The following is a 22,753-nucleotide window of genomic DNA, read 5'->3' as shown; positions in this document are numbered from 1 at the left end:
ACAGGATCGGTGACCGCCGCCGGGCAACCGCTACCGGATATCGCTTCTCGGTGTCGATATGGGGCGTGCGAAGTGCCTGCGTAGCGCGCGACTAATCTGTGACCGTGCGCGTACTCGTCATCGGTTCCGGAGCCCGTGAACATGCCCTCGTCCTGGCGCTGCGCCGAGATCCCTCGGTGACGGCGGTGATCGCCGCACCCGGCAATCCGGGCATCGGCCAGCAGGCCGAGCTACGTCAGGTCGATCCCTGCTCCGCCGAGGCCGTCGTGGCGCTGGCCACCGATGTCGCCGCCGACCTCGTGGTGATCGGGCCCGAGGTGCCGCTGGTCCTCGGCATCGCCGACGCCGTACGTGCTGCCGGGTTCCCCGTGTTCGGCCCGTCCGGTGACGCGGCGCGGATCGAAGGCTCGAAGGCGTTCGCCAAGGACGTGATGGCGGCGGCCGGTGTGCGGACCGCGCACAGCGAGATCGTCGACAACCCGGCCGACCTGGACGCGGCGCTGGACCGCTTCGGCCCGACCTGGGTCGTCAAGGACGACGGCCTGGCCGCGGGCAAGGGCGTCGTGGTGACCGCCGACCGCCGCGCGGCCCGCGACCACGGCGCCGAGCTGCTCGAACAGGGCCATCCGGTGCTGCTCGAGTCCTTCCTCGACGGGCCGGAGGTGTCGCTGTTCTGCCTGGTCGACGGCGAGACCGTGGTCCCGCTGCTGCCCGCCCAGGACCACAAGCGCGTCGGTGACGGCGACTCCGGCCCCAACACCGGCGGCATGGGCGCCTACACCCCGCTGCCGTGGCTGCCCGCCGAGACGCTGAACGAGATCGTCGAAGACGTGGTGAAGCCCGTCGCGGCCGAGCTCGTCGCGCGCGGCAGCGCCTTCTCCGGACTGCTGTACGCGGGCCTGGCGATCGGCACGAACGGTCCCGCCGTCGTCGAATTCAACTGCCGCTTCGGCGATCCCGAGACCCAGGCCGTGCTGGCCCTGCTGGACAGCCCGTTCGCCGAACTGCTGCACGCCACCGCCACCGGCCGCCTGGCCGAGATCGAGCCGCCGCGCTGGAAGGACGGCTCGGCCATCACGGTCGTGCTGGCCGCCGAGAACTACCCGGCCCGCCCCCGCACCGGTGACGTGATCACCGGCGCCGACGACGTCGCGCTGGACGGTGACACCTTGGTGCTGCACGCCGGCACCGGGCAGCGCGAGGACAAGGCGCTGGTCTCAGCCGGTGGGCGCGTGCTCAATGTCGTCGGTGTCGGCGAGGACCTGGCCCAGGCCAGGGAGCGGGCCTATGCCCGCCTGGCCCAGATCAAGCTCCCCGGTAGCCATTTCCGGACGGATATCGGCGCCACTGATGTCGTCGTCCCGGAGCGGGCGAAGTAGCCAGCACCTCTGCGCTGCGCCCCGACCGTCATCGTTGGTGGAGGCTGCTTTGTCCGGTAGCATCGGCCGACGTGAGTATTCCTGGGGGGAGTGACGGTCAGCCGTTGTCGGTAGTCCCCGTCGAGGTCAGTGAAGTCGGCAAGTACGTCTACGGCCTCGCCGAAACGCTTCGCACAGCGTTGGATTCGGCAAGCGGGGATGTCGAAGCCTTGCTCAGTGGCGGTTGGCTCGGTGATTTGGCCGACGAATTCAGTACCGGTTGGACCGAAACCAGTAGTGGCGGAAGTCGGATCTGCGCCGCCTTGACCGAGATGGCCGAGAAGCTGGGTGTCACAGCCGACACGTTCCAGAGTCAAGATACCTCGAATCAGTTTGCTCTCAACATGATTGGCCTCGATCTACCGGAGTTGTGATGGGTTCGGAGTTTTCTGTCGATATGGATCAGCTCGATCAGATCGTGGCTCGCCTGGCCGGATTGGCTGGGTTCGTAGCCGATCATCTCGATGACATCGATGATCAGGTCGCAAAGCTGAAGGGCACCAGCTGGGAAGGGCTCGCGGCGGATGCCTACCAGGTCGCGCACCTGCAGTGGGTCACGGGGGCACGCGAATTCGCCGAGGGCATACGCGACATGAGTGATGCGGCGAAAGCCGCTCACGGCCGCTACACCACTGCGGCTGATGCCAACAAGCGGATGCTGCAAAGTGGTTAACCGATGACTTGGATCATCGACTCCGGCATGTACTACGATGCCGCGAAAAAGTGCCACCTGCTCGCCGACGATATCAGCCTTGCGCTGGGGCCACTGAACTCCACGCTGCAACATGAGTGCGGTGGAATGGCTGGGGATCACGAGAAATGCGGGGAGTGGACCACGACCTACGACCGGCACGCTGCCGATATCGTCACTCTCACCGCCACCTTGGCGAATGCCTTGCGCCGGTTCGGAGACGTGCTTGAAGCGTCCGGCTATAACTGGTGGCATTCCAACCGAACCAAGGCCAGCGGCACCGAACCCGCCCGACCAACAGAGTCCGAACCACTGTACGACTCCGGGATGGCGCTACCCGTCACTGCGAAGGGTGACAATGGCGCGGGCCTGGATGAAGGTGCTGTCGTCGGGCTGCTGGAGAAAGTCGGCAAGATTCCCAACGGTGACGCCGCCAAACTCGTCAAGGCCCGAGACGCCTGGAAGGCGTTCGCTGAGAGTGGCTACATCACCGGCGCGGCAGACCGGGTCAGGGGCGTCAACGCCAAGTTTTCCGGTAGTACCGATCCGAACATTCTCGATCTCGAGGAAAAGCTCAACATTCTCGAGAACGCCGCGAAGCTCGTAGCCGAGGCGGCCAAAGGCATGGTAACCCCGGTCACCGAGCATGAATCTGCGCTCACCGATATGCGCTCGGAGATTCAAGCCGCTGTCGCGCAGGCAGGTATCGAAGTCGCTGCCGCGATCGGCATCACCATCGCCGTTGTCGCGGTCGCCGCGGTCTTCACCGCCGGGCTCGCCTCGGGCGGTGCGGCGGCAGGTGGAGCCGTTGTCACCATCGAGATCGTCGAGGCCACGGCCTTGATCATCAAGAACACTGTGACCGCCAGCCGTCTCCTGGTGATCTTCGGCGCGGTCGTCGCGGTGGGGACAGCGACAGGCGGATTCACCGGAATCCCCGACCTCACCAACGCTGGCGTCAAAGCTGCCGTGACCGCCATCGCTGGTATGGCGGTCTACATCGCCGGTCAAACGGTCGCCACGAAATATGAGGACCTTCCCGAAGCGCCCGATAATCCTGCGCCCGGTCTCACAGATGCTGCTGAAGAATATGTACTTGGAAAGCACGTCAAGGATGCTCCGTATTACAATCCGTCAAAGGGTACTTGGCCCGACGCGGATGTCGACCTCGATGAACTTGCCGAAGCCGCCGAAAACGTCGTAGCGCGGGGTCCTAATGACGATGGAAATTATGAACGTGACGTCGATGCGGGGCGAGTGATCGGTAGCGTGGCAGAGCAAATCGGAGGCGCAGCTACCACTCGATACAAGGTGGTTACCGACCGATTCGGTGGTGTCATAACCATGTATCCAATACCTTAAGGAGTGGAAATGGGAATAGATGTCATTATTCAGAATCAAGTGCACAAGCAAATAGAAGTTCTCACTGGCGGCGCATTGGAATCGATGAGCGGTGTAGTGTCGAATGCGCCGAGTGGATCACTGCTTTGGGGTATTCATAAACATGCGGACACGATGTTCAACGCCAAGCAGCTGGACGCGCTGATCGAGGAGATTGCAGCGCTGTCTCCGCGAAATGATATCGAACGAGAACTGTTTGCAATGTTGAGCAATGCGGCAGAGTTTGCAATCCGTCAGCGGGGCTACATCTGGTTCAGTGGCGATTGAGCGGCCCATAGCGGACAGAGCTGACGGATGAATTGTCCGACGGTGCGGAGGACAACGCAGTCGACGTCGCGCGTGGTAATTCGTCGCCGCGAGTGAGTCGGATCGTCAGGTCAGCCGCAGGCCGTGCAGAGCCAGCCACGCCTGTGGGTCGACGTGCTGCCCGTTCTGCACGATCTCGAAGTGCAGGTGGGGGCCCGTGGAGTCGCCGCGGTTGCCGATGCGGGCGATCTGCATGCCCGCGGGGACGCGTTCGCCCTGGGAGACGAAGAAGTCGTACATGTGGCCGTAGATGCTGATGGTGCCGTCGTCGTGGCGGATGCGGACCCACAGGCCGAAGCCCTGCGCGGGTCCGGCTTCCACGACGGTGCCGTCGGCGACGGCGTAGATGGGGCTGCCGATGGGGGCGGCGATGTCGATGCCGCGGTGCATGGTGCCCCAGCGTGAGCCGAAACCGGAGGTGAACGCGCCCTTGGCCGGCAGGCTGAAGCCGCCGCCGGACGGAGTCGACCCCGGCACCATGACCCCGGGAACCACCGGGGCCCGCTGACCCATCCAGTCCTGCCACTCGCCCGACGCCGCGGCCGCCGCTTCCGCCTTCGCCCGCTCCAGGGTGGCGCGCGCGGCGGCGGCGACCACCGCTGCCTCGCGACGCTTCTCACCTCTGGCGATGGCGGCGAGCAGGCGGCTCGACGACTGCGGATTCGACGCGAGCTGCGGGGGATAGGCGATCGCCACCCGCTGCGCTTCGCCCGGCGCAAGCGGACTATCGCTAGCGATGTCCCTGATCTGCGAGTCGGCGGCGGCGAACACCGCGACGATGGCGACTCCGGCGATCAGCACCCGTCGCTCGAGCAGTACCTGACGCACTCGATCCCGGCTCGGCCGCTGCGCCCACAGTGCTTCGGCGCGCGCCTTGGGCCGCAGCCAGAACACTGTGCGCACGTCGCCTGCGCGCAGTTCACCGGCGATCTCGCCGACTGCCGGATGGTTGTCCACCCAGGTCGTCACGTGCTCACGAACGCTGGTCTTCGACGGCAGCTGTGCGCGCCAATTTGCTTGCAGGACATGACCGTTGCCGCTGACGACGCGCCGGTCCGCGCGATCGGCGGCGGATTGCGCCGACACGTTGTCGTCCGCCGGCCCGCTGTGGCTGGCCGAAATGTCATCCGCTGCAACACCATCGGCCGTGGCCTGCTCGCCGGCGTCCGTGTCTTCCGGGCACACGCCGTCAGCTGCCCCCTGCTCGCGAGCGCCGGCCTCCGCATTTGCCGGGCCAACACCGTCAGCTACCGCCTGCTCGTGACTGCCCGCCCCTGTGTCTGCCGGGCGCACACCGTCATCCGTCGTCGACGGGTGGTCCGCTACCTCGGCCGAGCTCTCGACATCCGGCGGCGTGTCAGCGCGATCGGCCGTTCGCGTCTCCGCCCGCCGCACTCGCCCCGCCGTCCTCATCCACTCCATGATGCCCCCGCGCCCCGGCCCCGACGCAGCTGCGCCGGCTGTGTCGGTGGCTGCGTCTTCGCTGTCGGAGCCATTGTGCCGACCATATCTGTGAACGCGCGCAACCGGGTGCTCTACCGTCTCTCGGGTGTCCAGAGAATCGCGCCGGTCGACAATTCCCCCCTTCTACGTGATGGATGTGTGGAAGGCGGCAGCCGAACGGGCCAGGTCGCACGGGGATGTGCTGGTCCTCGCGGCGGGGCAGCCGTCGACGCAGGCGCCCGCGCCGGTGTTGCGGGCCACCAGGGCCGCGATCGACCATGAACTGCTCGGCTATACCGAGACGTTCGGCATCCTGCCGTTGCGCGAAGCCATCGCGGGGCATCACAGCGAGACCTACGGCTACGAGGTGCACCCGGACGAGGTGGTGGTGACCACGGGGTCGTCGGGCGCGTTCACGCTGATCTTCCTGGCCGCCTTCGACGCGGGCGACACCGTGGTGGTGGCCAGGCCCGGCTACCCCGCCTACCGGAACACGCTGACCGCCCTGGGCTGCACCGTGGTCGAACTGGACTGCGGCCCGCAGACCCGCTTCCAGCCGACCGTGGCCATGCTCGAGGCACTGCCGGAGCCGCCCGCGGGCCTGGTGGTGGCCAGCCCGGCCAACCCGACCGGCACCATGATCGACCCGGCCGAGCTGGCCGCGCTGGCCCGCTGGTGCGAGGCGCACGGCACCTTGCTGATCTCCGACGAGATCTACCACGGCATCACCTACGAAGGGGCGAGCACGCCGACCTCATCGGCGTGGGAGTTCTCCCGGTCCGCGGTGGTCATCGGTTCGGTGTCGAAGTACTTCTCGATGACCGGCTGGCGGCTCGGCTGGATGCTCGCCCCCGAGGACCTGCGTCCCGCGTTGCAGCGGCTGGCCTCCAACATGACCGTGTGCCCGCCCGCCATCTCCCAATACGCGGCGGTGCACGCGTTCGGGCCGGAAGCCAAGGATGAACTGGACGGTCACGTGCGCCGGTACGCGCGCAACCGGGCACTGTTGCTGGAGGGTCTGCCGAGCATCGGGATCACCGACCTCGCGCCCGCCGACGGCGCGTTCTACGCCTATGCCGATATTGGTCATTTGACCAACGATTCCCGCGCCTGGTGCGCCGAGATACTCGAGCACACCGGCGTCGCGCTGGCACCCGGTCTGGACTTCGACACGGTGCACGGTCTTCGCACGGTTCGCTTCTCCTTCGCGGGCGCCACCGACGACATCGCCGCAGCACTGGACCGGTTGGGAAGGTTCCTGAAGGACTGACCAGTCTTGCTGTCAACAGTGATGTGCGACAACAACTTTGCCTAGTACGAACACTTCCGTGCCGGGATGCGGTAAAACTCAGTTATCCCTATTTCCCGCGTTTCCCCGATGACGATTGCGCACGGTTGAACTGATGATGACTGGCACGATGGCACGGTGACCACCGCGACGACCCCGAAAGGCGAACGACGTCGCCAGGCCCTGGTGGCGGCGGCGGCTGAACTGTTGCTCGAAGGCGGCTTCGACGCGGTGCGACATCGCTCGGTGGCGTCGCGGGCCGATCTTCCGCTCGCCTCGACGACCTACTATTTCGAGTCGCTGGAAGATCTGATCGCCCGGGCCGTCGAGTTCAGCGGCGCGATCGAGCTCGACGCGATGCGTCGCCGGGTCGGTGAGGTCAGCCATCGCAGGCGCGGTCCCGAGGCGACCGTCGACCTCGTCCTCGACCTACTCGTCGGGCCCGACGACGGCGACCTCGACGCCCGCGGTCAGTTGATCGCCCGCTACGAGCGCTCCGTCGCCTCCGCCCGGCACCCCGAGTTACGCGAGGTCCAGCTCCGACTACGCACCCAGCTCGAAGATCTGCTCGCCGACGTGCTGCGCCGCTCCGACCGAGTGGTGCGCCCCGAGCAGTTGCGCAGGCTGGTCGCCGTCGTCGACGGCGCCGTGGTGGCCGCGCTGATCGAGGGCCACCCGGAACCGCGGCGCCCCGCACGGGCCGGTCTGCTGGAAATGATCGACATCGTCGCCCCGCCCGTAGTCCCCAACATGATGCCCCAGCAGCTGGAACGGGCACGCCAACTAGACTGAACGTTCGTGAGCCTCGTCCCGAATGTCCTCGCCACCCGATACGCCAGCCCGGAGCTCGTCGCGCTCTGGTCGCCCGAGAACAAGATCGTGCTCGAGCGCCGGCTGTGGCTCGAGGTGCTGCGGGCTCAGTCGGAGCTCGGCATCGACGTCCCCGCGGGTGTGATCGACGACTACGCGCGCGTGATCGACCACGTGGATCTGGCCTCGATCGCCGAGCGTGAGCGGGTCACCCGCCACGACGTGAAGGCGCGCATCGAGGAGTTCAACGCGCTGGCCGGGCACGAGCACGTGCACAAGGGCATGACCAGCCGCGACCTCACCGAGAACGTGGAGCAGCTGCAGATCCGGCTCTCGCTCGAGCACGTCTACAACCACGGTGTCGCCGTCGCGGCCAGGCTGGCCGAGCGGGCCGCCGAGTACCAGACGCTGGTGATGGCCGGCCGCTCGCACAATGTCGCCGCGCAGGCCACCACGCTGGGCAAGCGCTTCGCCTCCGCCGCCGACGAGGTGCTGGTCGGGCTCGCCCGGCTGCGCGATCTGATCGACCGCTACCCGCTGCGCGGGATCAAGGGCCCGATGGGCACCGCCCAGGACATGCTCGACCTGCTCGACGGTGACGCGGGCAAGCTGGCCGCGCTCGAGCAGCAGGTGGCCACCCACCTCGGCTTCGCGACCGTGTTCACCAGCGTCGGCCAGGTGTATCCGCGCTCGCTGGACCACGACGTGCTCTCAGCGCTGGTGCAGCTGGGTGCCGGCCCGTCGTCGTTCGCGCACACTATCCGGCTGATGGCGGGCCACGAGCTGGTCACCGAGGGCTTCCAGCCCGGCCAGGTCGGGTCGTCGGCGATGCCGCACAAGATGAACACCCGCTCCTGCGAGCGCGTCAACGGGCTGCAGGTCGTGCTGCGCGGCTACGGCTCGATGGCGGCCGAGCTCGCGGGTGCGCAGTGGAACGAGGGCGATGTGTTCTGCTCGGTGGTGCGCCGTGTCGCGCTGCCGGACGCGTTCTTCGCCATCGACGGCCAGACCGAGACCTTCCTGACCGTGCTCGCCGAGTTCGGCGCGTACCCGGCGGTGGTCGCCCGTGAGCTCGACCGGTACCTGCCGTTCCTGGCCACCACCCGCATCCTGATGGCGGCGGTGCGCGCGGGCGTCGGTCGCGAGACCGCGCACGAGGTCATCAAGGAGCACGCGGTCGCGGTGGCGCTGGCCATGCGCGAGCAGGGCCGCGAACCCGACCTGCTCGACCGTCTGGCCGCCGACGACCGGATGCCGCTGGACCGCGCCGCGCTCGATGCCGCGTTGGCCGACAAGTCGGCGTTCATCGGCGCCGCGTCCGATCAGGTGTCCGAGGTGATCGCGCAGGTGCAGAAGCTGGTCGAGGCGAATCCCGAGGCCGCGCGCTACACGCCGTCGCCGATCCTCTAGTGCCGATGCCGCTGCCGCGTCCGGGAATTCGTACCAGGGCGCGGCGGCTCGCGGGCATTTTAGGATGGGGTGTGAACCCCTACACGATCTTCACCGACATCGTCGCAGGCCGGGCACCCGCGTCCAGGGTCTACGAGGACGACGATGTGCTGGCCTTCATGGATATTCGTCCCGTGACGCCCGGTCACGTGCTCGTGGTGCCGAAGGTGGCCGCGCCGAGCCTGGCCGATCTCGATCCGGTCCTGGGCGGCAAGCTGTTCCAGGTGGGGCAGCGGATCGCGGCCGCGTTGCGGTCCAGTGAGGTGGCCGCCGACGGGGTGAACTTCTTTCTCGCCGACGGTGTCACGGCCGGGCAGGAAGTCTTCCACGTGCATCTGCACGTGATCCCGCGGACGCCGGGCGACGGCTTCGGACTGCGTGCGCGACCGACCTCGCCCGCTCGCGCCGACCTCGACTATCTGGCCGGTTCCATCCGCGGCGCGCTCACTCGCTGACGCTCACTTCGGGCGAACCGGGCATTGCAAACCGGTGAGTTTGCTGAAGAAACGCCCGAAACGCCGAATCCTTCCGGTTCATTCACCCCTGGGTTACCTTGGACTGTCATTGGCATGCGGTAATGGAGGGTGGGACGTGCGTCGTACAGGTGTTGCTGCTTCAGTGCTGGCTTTCGCTCTCGCGTTGCTCGGACCCGCGGTGGTGAATCCCGCCCCTGCGGCGGCCGCGCAGATCATCGGGGTGAACAACCTCAGCCCCACCCGCACGGCGATCACGGTCGCCTCGCCTGCGATGGGCCGCAATATCGACCTGCAGGTGCTGCACCCGGCGGGCGGCGGCTCGCGGTCGACGTACTACCTGCTCGACGGCCTCGATCCCGGTGTCGGCCAGAGCACCTGGACCAACGCGACCGACGCGGAGGCCTTCTTCCGCGGCAAGAACGTCAACGTGGTGATGCCCATCGGCGGGCAGGCCAGCTACTACGCCGACTGGATCACCGACGACCCGCGCTTCGGCCGGTACAAGTGGGAAACGTTCCTCACCCAGGAACTGCCCGGCCTGATCGACGCGGAGTTCAACGGCAACGGCGTCAACGGCATCGGCGGCCTGTCGATGGGCGGCAACGCGGCCTATGTCCTGGCCGCCCGCCACCCCGAGCTGTATCGAGCCGTCGCCGGCTACAGCGCGTGCCCCGACAGCGCGATGGCGGCGGGCGCGATCATGTTCTCCATCGCCAATCGCGGTGGCAACCCGGTCAATATGTGGGGCGCGCCCGGCAGCCCGGAATGGGCTGCGCACGATCCGGCGCTGATGATCGACCGGCTGCGCGGCAAGGCCCTGTACCTGTCGACCGGTACCGGCATCCCCGGCCCGCACGAGGCCGAGCTCAAGCCGCAGCTGGCGGAGAACATCTTCCTCGGCGGGCCGATCGAACTCGGCGTCAACACGTGCATGGTGGGCTTCGACCAGCGCCTGCGCGCGGCGGGCATCGGCGCCAAGATCGATTACCACCCGGTCGGGACGCACTCGTGGTCCTACTGGCAGGACGCGCTGCACGCGTCGTGGCACACCATCGGCCCGGCGCTGGGGGCCTGAGAATCCTGCTCGACGCGGCCCGGCTCGACGGCTTCGCAGCCCGAGAGCCGGGCCGCGGTGCGTTCCAGGGTGCTATCGAGCCGATCGGCGGCGCAGTACCGCGCCCGCGATCACGCCGATGACGGAGAGCCCGGCGATGATCAGCACGTAACCCGCTGGGAAGCCCAGGATCTCGACGTACTCCCTGCTCACCACCCGGTCGCGCACGGTGTCGTCCTTCGATGCCGCGGCGAGGGTGAAATCGCTGGTGATGGTCGACGGCTGAGGGATGCTCACCGAGAGCTCGGTCAGGTAGTTCTTGCCCGCGGCAAGCGCTTTCAGATCGGGGTCGGTGAGTTCACTGATAGGGGAAGCGAATTCGGTGATGGTCGATTGGGTCGCGGTGTCGGCGTCGATGCGCGCCACTCGGTGGTCGCTGAAGACGTAGAGATGAACCGACTGGGGCCGGGTGGCCGCGGCGGACATCCGCATCGGGTAGACGAGGCGGTCGGAGTCGAAGGTGAGGCGCACCGGATCGAGCTCGCCGGAAAGGGGTTTCGCGCTGGTGAGGCGCATGGCGACGAAGGACCAGCCCTCACGCAGATAAGGGTCGAGGGTGGCGCTCACCTCCGGCCGGAGCTGATAGCCGTTGGCGTCCAGCCACTCGCGTACGCCGGTGAGGTCGCCGCCACGCAAGGTGGTCGCCTCCAGCGGGCCGAGCTGTACCTGCCCGAGCACGTCGGGGCCGGAGCCGGGCCCGGCACCCGAGGTCGCACCGTCGTAGTCGCTACCGAACCAGTGGTATTCCTTGACGACCTCGGGCGCGGTGAGCCGCGACAGCTCGCTGAAGGAGGTCGAACTCCCGGCCGACACGGTCGCCGGCGTCGGAGTCGGAACGATCAAGGCCGCATCGGCGCCGTCGAACTGCATCCCCAGCCGCATCAGAACCGTCTCGCGCGTGCCGTCCCACCCGAGCACCGCCGTCTCGCTGTCGACCCGCGCCGAGTTCCCGCCACTGACCACCCCACCGCACGCACACGCGGTCGCCGGTGTCACCGCCGCCGAACCGGCCGCCAGCACCACCCCGACAGTCACGACGAACGATCGAACCGCGTACCGCATCCCCATGGGAGCAGGCTACGCACTCCCCGCCCCGCTGCCATCCGCAGAAATACCTAGCACGGACGCCCAGGGGCGTAGCGGCCGAGTTGGCGGGCCCGGCTGGAGCGCTGCGGCTACGGTGGACCCATGGCTGGCGAGAATGAGACGGTGTCGGCGCCGATCGCGAAGAAGGTGCCCTTCGAGCGGGTGCATCACGGTGACACGTTCGTCGACGAGTACGAGTGGCTACGGGACAAGGACGATCCCGAGGTCATCGCGTACCTGGAGGCCGAGAACTCCTTCACCGAGGCACAGACCGACCAGCTCCAGCCGCTCCGGGACAAGATCTTCGACGAGATCAAGGCCCGCACCCAGGAGACCGATCTGTCGGTCCCGACCCGGCTGGGGGAGTACTGGTACTACTCGCGCAGTTTCGAGGGCAAGCAGTACGGGGTGCACTGCCGCTGTCCCATCGACGCGAACGCCGACGGCATCGACGCGTGGACGCCGCCGCAGCTCGAGGCCGAGACGGTGATCGAGGGCGAGCAGGTGCTGCTCGACAGCAATGTCCTGGCCGAGGGGCTGGACTTCTTCGCGCTCGGCGCGTTCTCGCTGAGCCACGACGGCAACCTGCTCGCGTACTCGGTCGACAGCACCGGTGACGAGCGCTACACGCTGCGGATCAAGGACCTGCGCACCGGTGAGCTGCTGCCGGACGAGGTCGTTGGCGCCGCGCCCGGCGCGACCTGGTCGCTGGACGGCACGCACATCTTCTATCAGACCGTCGACGAGTCGTGGCGTCCCGACACCGTGTGGCGGCACCGCGTCGGCGCCGCCGCCGACACCGACGTGACGGTGTTCCACGAGCCCGACGAGCGCTACTGGGTGAGTGTCGGCGCGAGCCGCTCCGAGAAGTACCTGATGATCTGGCTCGGTTCCAAGATCACCACCGAGGGCTGGGTGCTCGAGTCGGACAACCCCGAGGGCGAGTTCCGGGTGCTGCTGCCGCGCCGCGAGGGCGTCGAGTACTCGGCCGAGCACGCGGTGATCACCGGCGAGGACCGCTTCCTGATCCTGCACAACGACGTGGTCGACGGGGTGAAGGCGGAGAACTTCGTGCTCGCCGAGGCGCCCGCCACCGACCCGTCGGACATGACCATCCTGATCGGGCACCGCGAGGACGTGCGGCTCGAGGACATCGACGCCTTCGCCAACCACCTGGTGCTCGGCTACCGCCGCGACGCGCTGCCGCGCCTGTCGGTGTGGCCGCTGACCACCGAGGGTTACGGCGAGCTGACCGAACTGGACTTCGGGCTCGAATTGTTCTCCGCCGGTGCGGGTTCCAGCCCGGAATGGGAACAGCCGACGCTGCGGGTCGGGGTCACCTCGTTCATCACCCCGATGCAGGTGTTCGACTACGTGCCCGCCACCGGTGAGCTGCTGCTGCGCAAGGAGCAGCCGGTGCTCGGCGGCTACGACCCGAACGACTATGAGCAGCATCGTGATTGGGCGGTGGCCCAGGACGGCACCCGGATCCCGATCTCGCTCATCAAGCGCCGCGATCTGCCCGCCGACGGCCCGAAGCCGATGCTGCTCTACGGGTACGGCTCCTACGAGGCCAGCATCGACCCGTCGTTCTCGGTCTCGCGGCTGTCGCTGCTCGATCGCGGCATGGTGTTCGCAGTGGCGCATGTGCGCGGCGGCGGCGAGATGGGCAGGCTCTGGTACGAGCACGGCAAGACGCTGCAGAAGAAGAACACCTTCACCGACTTCGTTTCCTGCGCAAGCCATCTCATCGGCTCCGGCGCCACGGCGGCGGACCGGCTGATCGCCGACGGCGGCAGCGCGGGCGGCCTGCTGGTCGGCGCGGTCGCCAACCTGGCGCCGGAGCTGTTCACCGGCATCCTCGCCAATGTGCCGTTCGTCGACCCGCTCACCTCGATCCTGGACCCGTCGCTGCCGCTGACGGTCATCGAATGGGACGAGTGGGGAAACCCGTTGGCGGACAAGGACGTCTACGAGTACATGAAGTCCTACTCGCCGTACGAGAACGTCGAGGCCAAGGACTACCCGGCAATCCTGGCGATCACCAGCCTCAACGACACCCGGGTGCTCTACGTCGAGCCGGCCAAGTGGGTCGCCAAGCTGCGCGACACCAAGACCGGCGACAGCGAACTGCTGCTGAAGACGGAGATGAGCGCCGGTCACGGCGGCGTGAGCGGGCGCTACGAGAAGTGGAAGGAAGTCGGCTTCGAGTACGCCTGGGTGCTGGACAAGGTCGGCCTGGCCGACGCGTGATCACCTCGCACCGGCAGCGGTGGTGAGGCGTGCGCCGATGTTCGTCGGGGCGTCATCGGCGCAGCACGCGGGTGTCACCTGGGGCTGACACCGTAGGTCCATGAACGCTGAGCTGATCGTTTCCGTATCGGGGATCCGGGACACGACCCGCGACGCCGCGATCGAGTTCGCGGCGGAGATGGACCAGCGCGGTGTTCGGCTGTCGCTGCTTGTCGCGCCCCGGTTGAAGGGCAAATACCGGCTGGCCGACGATCCGGCGACGCAGTCGTGGCTGCGCGGCAGGCGGCTCGAGGGCGACGCGATCGTGCTGCACGGGTACGACCAGGCGGCCACCAAGTCCCGGCGGGCCGAGTTCGCGAACCTGCCCAGGCACGAGGCCACGCTGCGGCTGAAGGCGGCCGACCGGGTGATGGAACAGGTGCAGTTGCGCACCCGGTTGTTCGCCGCGCCGCGCTGGGACGCCTCGGCGGGCGCGCTGGCCGCGCTGCCCGAGGTCGGCTTCCGCATGGCATTCGGCCTGACCACCATGCTGGATCTGGAACGCGACGTGGCACAGCGGGCCCGGGTGTACGGCATCGGTGAGGGTTTCCGCGCCGAACCGTGGTGGTGCCGGGCGCTGGTGATGGGCGCCGCCCGCACCGCGCGGCGCGGCGGCGTGCTGCGGCTGGCGATCTCGGCCGCTCAGTTGCAGCGGTCGGGTCCGCGCCAGGCGATGCTCGACGCGGTCGATCTGGCGCTGTATCACGGCGCGCGCAGCGACGTCTACCGCTGGGAACCGTTCACCGCGGCCAGAGCTGCCTGACCGGCCACCGCCGCGCGCGTCGGCGATCAAGCGCGCGGCGGTGGCCCCATGTCACGGCACTTCCGGGGCGGCGTCGTGGGTGAAGCCGCCCGCCTGCGCGCGGGTCAGCGGCGTGCGCCACGGATTGGCCGAGAGCTGATGCAGGCTGCGCCCGATGTCGGCGAGCAGGAGTTCGGCCATGTCGATGGTGAAGCCGTGCCGGAACACCGCGCGCATGATCGACTCGTCCTGCCGGTCGGCGGGCAGCGGATAGGCGGCGATGAGCCACCCGCGGGCGCGCAGCCGGTCGGACAGGTCGTAGAGGTTGTAGCCGGCGCCCTCGGTCAGCCGCCACGCCACCGCGGTGATGCCGCGCTCCGGTTCGCCCGCGTGGATCAGCTCGAACGGTCCGACCGCGCCCAGCCCCTTCGCGAAATGCTGCGCGACGAAGTAGATCGCCGACTGCACCCGGGTATAACCCGCCCGGCCGAGCCGGATGAAGTCGTAGTACTGGGTGATGATCTGCCCGCCCGGCCTGGAGAAATTGAGATTGAACGTCGGCATGTTGCCGCCGAGGTAGTCGACGTCGAAGATCAGTTCCCGCGGCAGATCGGCGGCTTCGCGCCACACCGCCCAGCCGACGCCGAGCGGGGCGAGACCGGTCTTGTGACCGGAGGCGTTGATCGACTTCACCCGCGGTAACCGGAAGTCCCACACCAGCTCCGGTGCGGTGAACGGACCGAGGAAGCCGCCACTGGCCGCGTCGACGTGGATCGGGATGTCGGGCCCGCCCGCGGCGTGCAGGCGGTCGAGGGCGGCGCTGATCGCGGCGACGTCCTCGAACAGGCCGGTGAAGGTCTGGCCGAAGGTCGGCACCACGGCGATGGTGTTGTCGTCGCAGTACTTCGGCAGGTCGTCGGGGTGCAGGTCGTACCGGTCGCCGCGCAACGGGACCTGCCGCAGCTCCACGTCGAAGTAGCGCGCGAACTTCTCCCAGCACACCTGCACCGGCCCGCTCACCAGGTTCGGCATCCCGGTGCCGCCACGCGCCCGCCAGCGGAACTTCGCGGCGAGACCGCCGAGGATCGCCGCCTCGCTGGAGCCGGTGGTCGAGGTGCCGAGCGTGGACGCGGGATCGGGGGCGTGCCACAGGTCGGCCAGCATGCGCACGCAGCGCTTCTCCAGCTCGGCGGTCTGTGGGTATTCGTCCTTGTCGACGATGTTCTTGTCGACCGATTCGGCCATCAGGCTGCGGGCCTTGTCGTCGATCCACGTCGTGCAGAAGGTGGCCAGGTTCATCCGGGCGACACCGTCGAGGATCAATTCGTCGTGCACGATCTCGTAGGCGACGTCGGGAAAGAGTTCGTGGGCGGGAAAACCGCCGTGCGGGGCGGGCCGGGCGAAGCCGGGAAGACTGAAAAGGTCGTTGGGGAAGAGATTCTCGGCCACTGTTCCTCCAGTCAGAGGGTGCACTGCCAGGTGTTTGCTCTACCGGGATTCTGCAACGATTCCGCTCTCTTTGTGCTCGATTCGAGCCTACCGGGAGGATGCTCGACAGTTACTATGCAGGAGCAAGTGATCGAGGTTTCCGCTAGTTGTGCAGATACAGCAGGAGGCAACGCTGATGACGGGCACCGCGACGAAAGCCGCGACGACGACGAAGTATTTGTCCTGGGTGACATTGGCGCTGATGACCACGAGTTCGGTGGCCAGCCTCCGTTCGGCGCCCACGATGGCGGTCTACGGACTCGCCTGTGTTTTCCTCTACATCATTCCCGCGATTCTGTTCCTGCTCCCGACCTCGCTGGTCGCCGCGGAACTCGCCTCGGGCTGGCAGGGCGGTATCTACAAATGGGTCGGGGACGGGCTGAACAAGCCGCTCGGCTTTCTCGCCGTCTGGTGCCAGTTCGCCATGACGATCTTCTATTACCCGAGCTTGCTCGCTTATGTGGCAAGCACTTTCGCGTACATCATCGATCCGTCACTGGCGTCCAACGGCCTCTACGTGGCGATCGTGATCATCACCATCTATTGGGCCGGTGTGTACGTGTCCTCGCAGGGCACCAAGACGGTCGCCGGGCTGTCGAGCATGGGCCTGGTGATCGGCACACTGATCCCCGGCACCATCCTGGTCCTGCTGGGTATGGTGTTCCTCGCGCAGGGCAATCCGTCTGCGGCGCCGATGGATTCGAGTCATCTGCTGCCGGCCTGGACCGGTTTGGCGAGTCTCGTGCTGATCGTGAACAACTTCCTGTCCTACGCGGGCATGGAGATGAACGCGGTGCACGTGTCGTCGCTGAAGAATCCGGCCAAGGAATTCCCGAAGGCGATGTTCCTGGCGATGGGCCTGGTGCTGGTCATCTTCATCCTGCCCGCGCTGGCGATCAGCTGGGTGGTCCCGTCGGCCAGCCTGAGCCTGACCGCGGGCGTGATGCAGGCCTTCGACGGGTTCTTCAGCCACTTCGGCGTCGGCTTCCTCACCCCGATCGTCGGCATCGCGCTGGTGGCGGCCGCGGTCGGCGGCATGCTCACCTGGCTGGCCGGACCGTCCAAGGGGCTGTTGCTGATCGGGCGCAGCGAGGGTTATCTGCCGCCGTGGCTGACCACGATGAACAAGCACGGCGTGCAGCAGAACATGCTGGTGGCGCAGGGCGTGTTCACGACGTTCATCGCGCTGCTCTACGCCTTCATCCCGAATGTCTCCAGCGCGTACTGGATTCTGTCGGTGATCACCACGCAGGTGTATCTGATCATGTACGTGCTGATGTTCGCGGCGGCCGCCAAACTGCGCCGCGACGATCCCGACCATCCGCGCGGCTATCGGGCACCCGCCCTGTTCGCGCTCTGCGGTCTCGGCGCCGCGTCCTCGATCGCGGCGTTCGCAATCGGCTTCGTACCGCCCTCGCAATTCGGCTCGGGGAGCCCGTGGGTGTATCTGCTCATCGTCGGCGGCGGCATGGGCATCGTCGGTCTGCTGATCCCGTACCTGTTCTACCGAAACCGCAGGGACAGCTGGAAACTCGACGTTCCGGAAGGGGAGAAGGCATGACGACCGGAGACGCCCCCGAACACAAGCGCCGCTGGATCTACCTCACCGCGGGTGTGCTGCTCGTGGTGTTCGCCCTGATCGGCCTGCTCACCTTCGGCGAGATCCGCGAGAACACCGAGGCGACCGCCAAAGCCGAACAGCTGCACAGCAATCTGCTCGCGGCGGGCCTGCCCGCACCCGAGCCCGAGGTGATCGCCGATGCGCTCGGCGACGACGGCGGCTCGGTGTGCCAGGACCCGAGTTCGCCGCTGATCAAGGCGAATTACCAGGCCTCGATCACCAACGGCGCGGCTGGACCGGGGCAGCGCCCGGTGATCGGCCCGCGCGCCACCACCCAGGCGGTGGCGCTCACCATCGCCGTCTATTGCCCGGATCGCCTGCCGGACTATCTTTCTCACCTCGACACCCTGAAGCTGGACGACACCACTAAGTGAGGCGTGATCGATGACGGATACCCCCGAAGTGGCTGCGCTGCGCACCACGATCGCCGGTCTGATGGGCCAGGCGAAAAAGGATCTCACCCAGCTGGTTTCGCTCAAATCGGTCGCCGACCCGCGCCAGTTCCCGCCGGAAGGCTGTGCGCAGACCGCGCAGTGGGTGGCCGACGCGTTCGCCGCGGCCGGGCTGACCGAGGTGGGCCTGCACGAGACGCCCGACGGCAGCAAGGCCGTCATCGGGCACAAGCCGGGCCCGCCGGGCACGCCGACGGTGCTGCTCTACTGCCACTACGACGTGCAGCCGCCGCTGGACGACGCCGCCTGGAACACCCCGGTGTGGACCCTGACCGACAAGGACGGCCGCTGGTACGGCCGCGGCGCCGCCGACTGCAAGGGCAATATCGTCACCCACCTGACGGCCCTGCGTGCGATCGGGCCCGACTTCCCGATCGGCATCAAGGTGGTCTCGGAGGGCTCCGAGGAGCAGGGCACCGGCGGGCTGGAGAAGTTCGTCGTCGCCAATCCCGACCTGCTCGCCGCCGACGTGATCCTGGTGGCCGACTGCGGCAACTTCGCGGTCGGCGTACCCACCTTCACCCAGACCCTGCGCGGGAACGTGAATGTCGTCGTCACGGTGAAGACGCTGGCCGGGCCGATGCACTCGGGCATGTTCGGCGGCCCGGCACCGGACGCGCTGGCCGCGATGATCCGGCTGCTGTCGTCGCTGCGGGACGAGCACGGCAACACCACCATCGACGGGCTCACCGGCGACCAGCAGTGGACCGGCGTGCAGTACCCGGTCGAGGACTTCCGCGCCGACGCGGGCGTGCTCGACGGCGTCGACCTGCTCGGCGGCGGCACCGTCTCGGACATGGTGTGGGCGCGGCCCGCGCTGACCGTGCTCGGGATGGACGTGCCCGCCGTCGTCGGATCGTCGGCGGCGATCCAGCCGAGCACCCGGGCCAGGCTCAACCTGCGCATTCCGCCGGGCACCGAGCCCAAGCAGGCCTATGACCTGCTGGAGAAGCACCTGCGCGCGCACCTGCCGTGGAACGCCCAGCTCGACATCGAACTCGAGGCGCTCGGCGAACCGTTCGTCGCCTCCGAGCAGGGGCCGGCCCGGTCGGCGCTGGAGCAGGCGATGGCGACCTCCTACGGCCGCCACGTGACCACCGAGGGCCAGGGCGGGTCCATCCCGCTGTGCAATGTCTTCGCCGACACCTACCCGCAGGCCGAGATCATGCTGATCGGCGTGGAAGAGCCGAAATGCCTGATCCACGCGCCCAACGAGAGCGTCGACCCGAGCGAGATCGAACACATGGCCTTGGCCGAGGCGCTGTTCCTGAGCAGCTACCGCTGATTCAGAACTGCGCCTGATCCTCCGGCTGGATCGCCCTGAATTCGGTGCCCGCCGGAGCCATCTCGTTCAGCCTGCCGAAGTAGATGCCCTGCGCCGCCGGCTCGATGATCCCGAAATGGATCGGGACGGCGGTGCGGGGATTCACGGCGCGCAGGTAGTCGACGGTGTCCCAGATCCGCATCCACGGGGCGACGGCCGGGATGGCGAGCACGCCGACCGGGACCGGCGGAACCCAGAGCGAGTCGCCGGGGTGGACCAGCTGGGCCGGGTCGGCCTCGGTGCCGAGCTGGAAGACCGTGTTGTCGATCACCGGGATCTCCGGGTGGATCACGGCGTGGCGCCCGCCGCCGCCGGTGATCTGCAGCTCACCGATATCGAGCACCTGACCGGCCGAGACCGGCTCCCAGCCCTCGCTGCGCTGCTGGGCGGTCTGCGGGTCCGACAGCAGGCGGGCGGTCGGGTTGGCCTCGATCAGCGCCTCGATCCGCTTCGGGTCGATGTGGTCGGGATGCTGGTGGGTCACCGCGATCGCGTCCAGTCCGGTGATGCCCTCGAAGCCGTGCGCGAAGGTGCCTGGATCGAACAGCACCTTCACGCCGTGCAGTTCCACAAGGATGCAGGAATGACCGAAGTGGGCGATACGCATACCCGATGCTAAGCCGCCACGACCCCGGAACGCGGGCACGACGGCCGGGTCAACTAGGATTTCTCGGGTAACCCCCCACACCACATGAGGAGCAACGCGTGGCACGAGTCGTGGTCGAGGTCATGCCGAAGGCCGAGATCCTGGACCCCCAGGGACAGGCCGTGGTCGGCGCGCTCCCGCGTCTGGGATTCGCCGGAATCTCGGATGTGCGGCAGGGCAAGCGATTCGAGCTCGAGGTGGACGAGAGTGTCTCCGACGCCGAGCTCGAGCAGATCGCCGAGGCGCTGCTCGCCAACACCGTGATCGAGGACTGGAAGGTCGTTCGGGTCTCGTGAGCGCGCGTATCGGCGTAATTACTTTTCCGGGCACGCTCGACGACGTCGACGCTGCCCGCGCGGTGCGGTTGGCCGGCGCCGAGGCCGTGAGCCTGTGGCACGCCGACGCCGACATCAAGGGTGTCGACGCGGTCATCGTGCCCGGTGGCTTCTCCTACGGCGACTACCTGCGCTGCGGCGCCATCGCCCGGTTCGCGCCGGTGATGGGCGAGGTCGTGCGCGCGGCCGGTCAGGGCCTGCCGGTGCTCGGCATCTGCAACGGCTTCCAGGTGCTGTGCGAGGCCGGGCTGCTGCCCGGCGCGCTGACCCGCAACGAGGGCCTGCACTTCATCTGCCGCGACGAGTGGCTGCAGGTCGAGGCGACGAACACCGCGTGGACCTCCCGCTACGAGCAGGGCGCGCAGATCCTCGTCCCGCTGAAGTCGGGCGAGGGCCGCTACCAGGCCTCGGCGAAGGTGCTCGACGAGCTCGAGGGCGAAGGCCGCGTGGTGTTCCGCTACGCGGGCGACAACCCGAACGGCTCGCAGCGCGGGATCGCGGGCATCTCCTCGGCCAACGGCCGGGTCGTCGGCCTGATGCCGCACCCCGAGCACGCCACCGAGGCGCTGACCGGTCCGAGCGACGATGGCCTGGGCATGTTCTTCTCGGTCATCGACAGCCTGATCAGCGCCTGAGTTCCCGGCGCACCACGAACCACTGACAACGCCCCGGCCTCACCTCGAGGTCGGGGCGTCGTCGGTTGCTAGGGGAGTCGGTCCAGGATGTCGAAGTCGACGCCGTCTGCTCGGGCAAGGTGGGCGGGGCCGACGGCTTGGTTGCCGATGAAGCCGTTGCGGGTGGACTGGCCGTCCAGGACGAGGCCGGTGGCGAGGCGGCCCGCGATGGTGGGTACGTCCAGGGTGCCGACGGTGTCGGCCAGCGTGCGCAGCAGATGGACCGCCTCGTAGGTGGAGTTGCTGAACGTGGTCAGCGCGGGGGCGAAGTCGCCCTGGTGTTTGCGGTAGCGGGCGCGGCGGGCGCGGCCGTCGGCGGTGTGCTCGTCGACGAAGAAGCTCGACGCCACATACAGGTTGGTGTTGGCGGCGGGGCCCGCGCTCAGGAGCACGTTCTCGTCGACGGCGGGGCTCAGGCGCGGCATGATCGCGGGCAGGCCGGTCGCGGTGAATTGGCGGTTGAAGCGGGCGGTGTCGGCGCCGACCATCAGGATCAGCACCGCGTCGGCGCGCAGCAGGGCCGGACTGTCCAGGAACGCGTGGAAATCGGTGGTGCCGAGCGGGACGTACTGCTCGAGCACGATATCGGCCGGTGACGGCAGCGAGCGGCGCAGCGCGTTGACCGTCTGACGCGGCCAGATGTAGTCGTTGCCGATCACCGCCCACTTGCGAACACCCAGTTCGCGCGCCATCCACGCGACGGCGGGCACGGTCTGGTGATCGGGATGCTCACCCACCAGCAGGACGCCGGGACGTTCGTCGGGCAGGCCCTCGTGATCGGTCGCGTACAGGTAGGGGACGCGGCCGTCGACGGCGTCGGCGACCGCGCGGCGCACGGCCGAGGTGTGCCAGCCGGTGATCGCGCCGACCATGCCGGTCGCCAGAAACGCCTCGATCTCGGTGGCCACTTCGTGCGGTGAGCGGCCGCCGTCGATCGTAGTCAGCCGAATTTCGCGGCCGAGAATTCCTGTGCCGCTATTGATTTCATCGACAGCGAGGGAAATGGCCGCGGTACACGATGGAGCGATGATCCCACCGGGGCCCTGAGCAGGCACGATCGAGAGAATCTCGATCGTCTCGTCCCGACTCTCGTCGAACGTGGGCATTCTGTACTCTATCGCTCGAGTGCGAACAGGTTCGTTCGAATGAATGTGTCGGCAGGTGGGAATGCAATCGGTGTCCATCATAAGTGGGTTTTCCACGCTGCACGGCGCGCTGCGCTCGGCGGAGCGTAACTGGGTCCGTCAGCTCGAATCGGCGCTGTCGGCCGACAATCTCACGGCGGATCACTGGGCGATTCTGTCGCAGTTGTCCACCGACGACGGCATGACCATGTCGGAACTGGCGGCCGCCGCGCGCCTGGCGCCGTCCTCGGCCACCCGGCACGCCGACCATCTCGCCGAACGCGGCCTCATCTTCCGGGTCGCCGCGACGGATGACCGCAGGCGGATCCTGATCGGCCTGAGCAGTCTGGGCGCCAAGCTGGTCGGGCGGATCCGGGCCGAGGAACAGCAGGCGGAGGACGACCTGCGTGCCCGGCTCGGTACGCGCCGCTACGGCGAATTGGTTGCCGCACTGTCAGTCATCGCCGAGCTGTGATTTTGGAGCGCTGGCGCGCTCGAGGTCGCGGCCCCTCCTGTCCCGCCGGTCAGGCACCGTTGCTTGCTCCTTCGTCGCCTACGCAACGGCACCTGACC

Annotated in this window: 23 protein-coding genes; 18 read left to right on the top strand and 5 right to left on the bottom strand. The window is 67.8% G+C overall.

Going from position 1 to position 22,753, the window contains the following annotated elements; all coding sequences use genetic code 11:
- Nucleotides 1-104 precede the first annotated feature (104 nt).
- The 5 genes from purD to ACFVAV_RS23985 all read left to right on the top strand — a co-directional run bounded on the left by purD (nucleotide 105) and on the right by ACFVAV_RS23985 (nucleotide 3,777).
- On the top strand, nucleotides 105-1,379 hold the full coding sequence (gene purD / locus ACFVAV_RS24005) for a phosphoribosylamine--glycine ligase (RefSeq protein ID WP_379037410.1): 1,275 nt from the start codon (nucleotides 105-107) through the stop codon (nucleotides 1,377-1,379).
- Between the two features lie 71 nt (nucleotides 1,380-1,450).
- Nucleotides 1,451-1,792, top strand: a complete 342-nt coding sequence (locus ACFVAV_RS24000; protein ID WP_379037409.1) for a WXG100 family type VII secretion target — start codon at nucleotides 1,451-1,453, stop codon at nucleotides 1,790-1,792.
- Complete coding sequence (locus ACFVAV_RS23995; RefSeq protein WP_379037408.1) at nucleotides 1,792-2,091, top strand: WXG100 family type VII secretion target; 300 nt, start codon at nucleotides 1,792-1,794, stop codon at nucleotides 2,089-2,091. Before ACFVAV_RS24000 ends, ACFVAV_RS23995 begins: the two co-directional genes overlap by 1 nt.
- A gap of 3 nt (nucleotides 2,092-2,094) precedes the next feature.
- Nucleotides 2,095-3,471: a hypothetical protein gene (locus ACFVAV_RS23990; protein ID WP_379037407.1), complete on the top strand. Its 1,377-nt coding sequence runs from the start codon at nucleotides 2,095-2,097 to the stop codon at nucleotides 3,469-3,471.
- Nucleotides 3,472-3,480: 9 nt separating this feature from the next.
- Entirely contained in the window at nucleotides 3,481-3,777 is a 297-nt protein-coding gene (locus tag ACFVAV_RS23985; protein WP_379037406.1) for a hypothetical protein, read from the top strand.
- Between the two features lie 105 nt (nucleotides 3,778-3,882).
- On the opposite strand, the gene ACFVAV_RS23980 is transcribed toward ACFVAV_RS23985, so the two are convergent.
- Entirely contained in the window at nucleotides 3,883-4,902 is a 1,020-nt protein-coding gene (locus ACFVAV_RS23980) for a M23 family metallopeptidase (protein WP_379037405.1), read from the bottom strand.
- Between the two features lie 463 nt (nucleotides 4,903-5,365).
- On the opposite strand from ACFVAV_RS23980, the gene ACFVAV_RS23975 reads away from it, so the two are divergent.
- From ACFVAV_RS23975 to ACFVAV_RS23955, 5 genes are all read left to right on the top strand, one after another.
- Complete coding sequence (locus tag ACFVAV_RS23975; protein WP_379037403.1) at nucleotides 5,366-6,529, top strand: pyridoxal phosphate-dependent aminotransferase; 1,164 nt, start codon at nucleotides 5,366-5,368, stop codon at nucleotides 6,527-6,529.
- Between the two features lie 156 nt (nucleotides 6,530-6,685).
- Entirely contained in the window at nucleotides 6,686-7,339 is a 654-nt protein-coding gene (locus ACFVAV_RS23970) for a TetR/AcrR family transcriptional regulator (protein WP_379037402.1), read from the top strand.
- Between the two features lie 6 nt (nucleotides 7,340-7,345).
- Nucleotides 7,346-8,767, top strand: a complete 1,422-nt coding sequence (purB, locus tag ACFVAV_RS23965) for an adenylosuccinate lyase (protein WP_379037399.1) — start codon at nucleotides 7,346-7,348, stop codon at nucleotides 8,765-8,767.
- Nucleotides 8,768-8,838: 71 nt separating this feature from the next.
- Nucleotides 8,839-9,261, top strand: coding sequence for an HIT family protein (locus ACFVAV_RS23960; RefSeq protein ID WP_379037398.1), 423 nt, complete (start codon nucleotides 8,839-8,841; stop codon nucleotides 9,259-9,261).
- Nucleotides 9,262-9,424: 163 nt separating this feature from the next.
- Entirely contained in the window at nucleotides 9,425-10,357 is a 933-nt protein-coding gene (locus tag ACFVAV_RS23955; protein WP_379037396.1) for an alpha/beta hydrolase, read from the top strand.
- Nucleotides 10,358-10,429: 72 nt separating this feature from the next.
- Here the strand turns inward: ACFVAV_RS23955 and ACFVAV_RS23950 are convergent, their stop codons facing one another.
- Entirely contained in the window at nucleotides 10,430-11,464 is a 1,035-nt protein-coding gene (locus ACFVAV_RS23950; protein WP_379037395.1) for a DUF2330 domain-containing protein, read from the bottom strand.
- A 120-nt stretch (nucleotides 11,465-11,584) separates the two neighbouring features.
- Here ACFVAV_RS23950 and ACFVAV_RS23945 point away from each other — a divergent pair, with 120 nt between their 5' ends.
- Both ACFVAV_RS23945 and ACFVAV_RS23940 read left to right on the top strand, forming a co-directional pair.
- Nucleotides 11,585-13,735 (top strand): S9 family peptidase, encoded by a 2,151-nt coding sequence (locus tag ACFVAV_RS23945; protein ID WP_379037394.1) that lies wholly within the window; start codon nucleotides 11,585-11,587, stop codon nucleotides 13,733-13,735.
- A gap of 100 nt (nucleotides 13,736-13,835) precedes the next feature.
- Nucleotides 13,836-14,537 carry a DUF2334 domain-containing protein gene (locus tag ACFVAV_RS23940; RefSeq protein WP_379037393.1) on the top strand — a complete coding sequence of 234 codons (702 nt, stop codon included), beginning with the start codon at nucleotides 13,836-13,838 and terminating at the stop codon, nucleotides 14,535-14,537.
- A gap of 51 nt (nucleotides 14,538-14,588) precedes the next feature.
- Here ACFVAV_RS23940 and ACFVAV_RS23935 read toward each other — a convergent pair whose 3' ends face one another.
- Complete coding sequence (locus ACFVAV_RS23935) at nucleotides 14,589-15,965, bottom strand: glutamate decarboxylase (protein ID WP_379037392.1); 1,377 nt, start codon at nucleotides 15,963-15,965, stop codon at nucleotides 14,589-14,591.
- Between the two features lie 175 nt (nucleotides 15,966-16,140).
- Here ACFVAV_RS23935 and ACFVAV_RS23930 point away from each other — a divergent pair, with 175 nt between their 5' ends.
- From ACFVAV_RS23930 to ACFVAV_RS23920, 3 genes are read left to right on the top strand one after another with little or no spacing between them, the layout of a single operon-like run.
- The gene (locus ACFVAV_RS23930) at nucleotides 16,141-17,565 is read left to right on the top strand and encodes an APC family permease (protein ID WP_379037391.1); all 1,425 of its coding nucleotides are present in this window, start codon (nucleotides 16,141-16,143) and stop codon (nucleotides 17,563-17,565) included.
- The gene (locus ACFVAV_RS23925) at nucleotides 17,562-17,999 is read left to right on the top strand and encodes a hypothetical protein (protein ID WP_379037390.1); all 438 of its coding nucleotides are present in this window, start codon (nucleotides 17,562-17,564) and stop codon (nucleotides 17,997-17,999) included. Before ACFVAV_RS23930 ends, ACFVAV_RS23925 begins: the two co-directional genes overlap by 4 nt.
- Before the next feature lie 10 nt (nucleotides 18,000-18,009).
- A complete protein-coding gene (locus ACFVAV_RS23920; protein ID WP_379037389.1) occupies nucleotides 18,010-19,362 on the top strand; it encodes a dipeptidase in 1,353 nt (450 codons plus the stop codon).
- 1 nt (nucleotide 19,363) lies between these two features.
- Here ACFVAV_RS23920 and ACFVAV_RS23915 read toward each other — a convergent pair whose 3' ends face one another.
- On the bottom strand, nucleotides 19,364-20,008 hold the full coding sequence (locus ACFVAV_RS23915; RefSeq protein ID WP_379037387.1) for an MBL fold metallo-hydrolase: 645 nt from the start codon (nucleotides 20,006-20,008) through the stop codon (nucleotides 19,364-19,366).
- Between the two features lie 98 nt (nucleotides 20,009-20,106).
- Between ACFVAV_RS23915 and purS the strand changes: the two genes are divergently transcribed.
- Together purS and purQ are read left to right on the top strand one after the other, a co-directional pair.
- Nucleotides 20,107-20,343 carry a phosphoribosylformylglycinamidine synthase subunit PurS gene (gene purS, locus ACFVAV_RS23910; RefSeq protein ID WP_022565847.1) on the top strand — a complete coding sequence of 79 codons (237 nt, stop codon included), beginning with the start codon at nucleotides 20,107-20,109 and terminating at the stop codon, nucleotides 20,341-20,343.
- Entirely contained in the window at nucleotides 20,340-21,017 is a 678-nt protein-coding gene (purQ, locus tag ACFVAV_RS23905) for a phosphoribosylformylglycinamidine synthase subunit PurQ (protein WP_379037386.1), read from the top strand. Before purS ends, purQ begins: the two co-directional genes overlap by 4 nt.
- A gap of 68 nt (nucleotides 21,018-21,085) precedes the next feature.
- On the opposite strand, the gene ACFVAV_RS23900 is transcribed toward purQ, so the two are convergent.
- A complete protein-coding gene (locus ACFVAV_RS23900; RefSeq protein ID WP_379037385.1) occupies nucleotides 21,086-22,162 on the bottom strand; it encodes a substrate-binding domain-containing protein in 1,077 nt (358 codons plus the stop codon).
- Between the two features lie 61 nt (nucleotides 22,163-22,223).
- Between ACFVAV_RS23900 and ACFVAV_RS23895 the strand changes: the two genes are divergently transcribed.
- Nucleotides 22,224-22,655, top strand: a complete 432-nt coding sequence (locus tag ACFVAV_RS23895) for a MarR family winged helix-turn-helix transcriptional regulator (protein WP_379037588.1) — start codon at nucleotides 22,224-22,226, stop codon at nucleotides 22,653-22,655.
- The last annotated feature ends 98 nt before the right edge of the window (nucleotides 22,656-22,753 follow it).

This window comes from Nocardia sp. NPDC057663, assembly GCF_042799895.1.
Taxonomy (GTDB): domain Bacteria; phylum Actinomycetota; class Actinomycetes; order Mycobacteriales; family Mycobacteriaceae; genus Nocardia.
This window is presented reverse-complemented; position numbering and strand designations above follow the sequence as displayed.

Bases quoted from the DNA above. Each gene is read 5' to 3' on its own strand.
- ACFVAV_RS23995 (WP_379037408.1), top strand. From the start codon at position 1,792: ATGGGTTCGGAGTTTTCTGTCGATATGGATCAGCTCGATCAGATCGTG.
- ACFVAV_RS23990 (WP_379037407.1), top strand. From the start codon at position 2,095: ATGACTTGGATCATCGACTCCGGCATGTACTACGATGCCGCGAAAAAG.
- ACFVAV_RS23985 (WP_379037406.1), top strand. From the start codon at position 3,481: ATGGGAATAGATGTCATTATTCAGAATCAAGTGCACAAGCAAATAGAA.
- ACFVAV_RS23950 (WP_379037395.1), bottom strand. From the start codon at position 11,464: ATGGGGATGCGGTACGCGGTTCGATCGTTCGTCGTGACTGTCGGGGTG.
- ACFVAV_RS23945 (WP_379037394.1), top strand. From the start codon at position 11,585: ATGGCTGGCGAGAATGAGACGGTGTCGGCGCCGATCGCGAAGAAGGTG.
- ACFVAV_RS23940 (WP_379037393.1), top strand. From the start codon at position 13,836: ATGAACGCTGAGCTGATCGTTTCCGTATCGGGGATCCGGGACACGACC.
- ACFVAV_RS23930 (WP_379037391.1), top strand. From the start codon at position 16,141: ATGACGGGCACCGCGACGAAAGCCGCGACGACGACGAAGTATTTGTCC.
- ACFVAV_RS23925 (WP_379037390.1), top strand. From the start codon at position 17,562: ATGACGACCGGAGACGCCCCCGAACACAAGCGCCGCTGGATCTACCTC.
- ACFVAV_RS23920 (WP_379037389.1), top strand. From the start codon at position 18,010: ATGACGGATACCCCCGAAGTGGCTGCGCTGCGCACCACGATCGCCGGT.
- ACFVAV_RS23915 (WP_379037387.1), bottom strand. From the start codon at position 20,008: ATGCGTATCGCCCACTTCGGTCATTCCTGCATCCTTGTGGAACTGCAC.
- ACFVAV_RS23900 (WP_379037385.1), bottom strand. From the start codon at position 22,162: ATGCCCACGTTCGACGAGAGTCGGGACGAGACGATCGAGATTCTCTCG.
- ACFVAV_RS23895 (WP_379037588.1), top strand. From the start codon at position 22,224: ATGCAATCGGTGTCCATCATAAGTGGGTTTTCCACGCTGCACGGCGCG.